The sequence below is a fragment of the Mesorhizobium sp. genome, assembly GCF_024509055.1.
In the GTDB taxonomy this organism is placed as follows: Bacteria; Pseudomonadota; Alphaproteobacteria; order Rhizobiales; family Rhizobiaceae; genus Mesorhizobium.
Window position 1 is genome coordinate 1 of record NZ_JANINM010000252.1, and the last position, 2,569, is coordinate 2,569.

General features: G+C 67.0%; 3 protein-coding genes. All 3 read right to left on the bottom strand.

Features of this window, described 5'->3' with window-relative positions; translation table 11 throughout:
- Positions 1-1,111: Dyp-type peroxidase (locus Q0L57_RS12265; protein ID WP_296742981.1), on the bottom strand; the 1,111-nt coding region annotated here is incomplete at its 3' end.
- Positions 1,108-2,277 carry an iron uptake system protein EfeO gene (gene efeO, locus Q0L57_RS12270; RefSeq protein ID WP_296742982.1) on the bottom strand — a complete coding sequence of 390 codons (1,170 nt, stop codon included), beginning with the start codon at positions 2,275-2,277 and terminating at the stop codon, positions 1,108-1,110. The genes efeO and Q0L57_RS12265, both read right to left, overlap by 4 nt.
- A partial coding sequence (locus Q0L57_RS12275; RefSeq protein ID WP_366940897.1) for an FTR1 family protein occupies positions 2,274-2,569 on the bottom strand: 296 nt, incomplete at its 5' end. The genes Q0L57_RS12275 and efeO, both read right to left, overlap by 4 nt.

The window sequence follows — 2,569 nt, forward strand, 5'->3', positions numbered from 1 at the left end:
AGGCGATGAACAGCAGGCCCATGTCCATCTGGTTGGCCTTGCTGACGCCGTTCGAGTAATTGAACGGACGGCGTAGGATCAGGTGTTTCATGGCCTCGGCGTCGCGCGGATTGGCGAGCCGGATATGCGCGTCGAGCGGCGTGGTCTTGCCCGCCGGGTCGCTGGCGTGGTTGGGCACGTCGGCTTCCGTGGCGCCGCCGAACGGAGCGCCCGTCGCCTTCATGCGACCGATGATCGTCTGCTGTTCCTGCAGCGGCGTGCGATCCCAGCGCTCGACGAAATTGCGGATGAGGCGCACGGCCTGGTAGGAGCCGCCGGCCGTCCAGGCAGGCTCGTCCGCGCCTGGCTGCACCCACACGATCTGCTTCATCAGGTCGGCGTTCGTCGAATCGGGATTGGCCGAGCCATCGCGGAAACCGAGGAAGTTGCGGGCGCTCTCCTTTGGTTTTCCCGGGCTCGGCTGCCTCACCGGCACCGATCCTTCCTGCTTCCAGCGCAACAGCAGCGAATCCGGGGTGTTCCTGACGATGTCCCGCAGCGCGTGGATGTTGGTGTCCGGCGTGTTCGAGCAGAATTGCAGCAGCAGGTCGCCATGGCAGAACGCCTCCTGCAGCGCGTCGTTGGGAAACGACGCCATCCGCGCCAGATGCCTGGGCTTCAGGGGCTCAAGGCCGAAGCGGTCGTCGAAGAGCGAGGCGCCGAGCGAAGTGGTTATCGTCAGGTTGTCTGGCGTCACCACCGGGCCGAGAATGCCGGAATCGGCGGCGGGGAATTTCGGATCGAGCGAAGGCGGCGTGCCGCCCGCCATCAGGAAGGCAGTGCGCTCGGTCAGCGTCCTCAAGAGCCGCTGCAAGCCGGCTCGGTTCTGGACCAGCACATCGAACGAGGCGACGAGACCGGCCGCCGGTCGCGGCGTCACGATGCCCGGCTGGTGCTCGCCGTAGAAGGATTGCCGCTGATGGACGCTGTCGCTTTCCGGTGCATCGGTCACGGCCGCGCTCCCGCCGCTGGCGGCTGCGGCCAGCTTCGGCGTCAACGCGCCTGCCACCGCGCCGATCAGGAGCGAGCGGCGTGTCGTGTTCGGCAACTTCGGTTCTTGCTTGGTTATCATTGGCTGAGATCCATTGTCTCGCGCAACCGCGAAAGGTCAGTGGCGAGCATCATTGCCGCCTTGCCGAGCTCGGCCTTGGCGGGGTCGGAAAGCGCGTCCGAGCCGTCGGTGCGGCGGGCCGCGATCATCTTGTCCAGGCCGGCGAAATCCGTGTCGATGGCCGCCACGATGCCGGGCGCAGTCTTGATCGCCACGGGGCGCAGCAGGTCGAACACCTTGCGCGCGCCGGCAGTCGTCGCTTCGAAGGAAGAAAGATCGCCGTGCGCGTAAGGGCTGCCGCCGAAGCCGGGACCGGCGATCCGCTCCAGGATCGCCGCCGAGCCGCTGACCATGCTTTGCGGCATGATGCGCAGGCCATGAACTCGGGCCTTGAGCGCGGCCGCGTCGCCGGCGAGCTTGTCGGCGACCGGCACCAGGCCGGCGAGGCTGCCCTGGTTGAATAGGCCGTATTCGAGGCGGTGCAGCCCGCCAAAGGCCGGATCGGCCTCGCCTTGGCCAAAGGCGTCGGCGCGCCCGTCGATCGCCGTGTCCAGGTCGGAGAACAATGGCGACACCGGCGCGACATGGGCATAGGCGAGTTGGGCTGGCAGGTAGGCCGCCTTCGCGGCCGCCAGGTCGCCCGATCTCACGGCGCTGGCGAAAGCGTCGGCGGCTTCCGAGAAGGCATCAGTTCCGGCGGCGAGAAACACCTTGTATTCGGCAAGCGCGCCGATGAAGGCGGTGAGGTTCGGTTTCTTGGTCGGCTCCGCATTCGCCGCCGGCAGCACATGCAGCTTGCCGCGCGGATTGCTGAGCAAGCCGCAGGTGATCGCGTAGTCGCCGGGCTCGAGCTGGGTGGCGAGCGTCTGGGTGAATCCCGGTGCGATGTTTTCGCGCTCCTCCAACACCATCACACCGTCGAGGATTTCCCACTCAACGACACGGCTGGATATGTTGGCGATCTGGAACATGTTCCGCCCGGCTGTGACGGTGAATGCGTTCGGCTCGCAAGCCTGGCCGGTGATCGTCACCAAATTTGCCGCAACTGCGTCATGGCGGCGTGTCCGCGCGGCGAGCGTCGCGTAGTAGAAGGCCGAGGCCGCGAGGATCAGTAGCAGCAGCGACAGCGCTAGGCCGGCGCGGACGGCATTGCGCGGCAGTTCGCGCGATTGCGTGGTCGTGCTCATGCCGCCGGCCGCTCCGATGCGTTGCGTGGCGCGGCGGCGCCTGGCCGGTCCGCTAGGAACATCCACAGCGAGGGCAGCAGGAAGCTGACATAGACGACGACCTCGCTCACCGTCGGCGCGTCGATGTAACCGAAGATGCCGCTCAGCACCGAGCCGAGCGGGCTGTCCATCGGCAGCAAGCCGCTTATGTCGAAGACCACGGCCTGCAGATGGTTCCAGAGGCCCGCCTCATGCAGGGCGTTGACCGAATTGGCGAGCAGGCCGGCGGCGACGATCAGGATGAAGGCGCCGG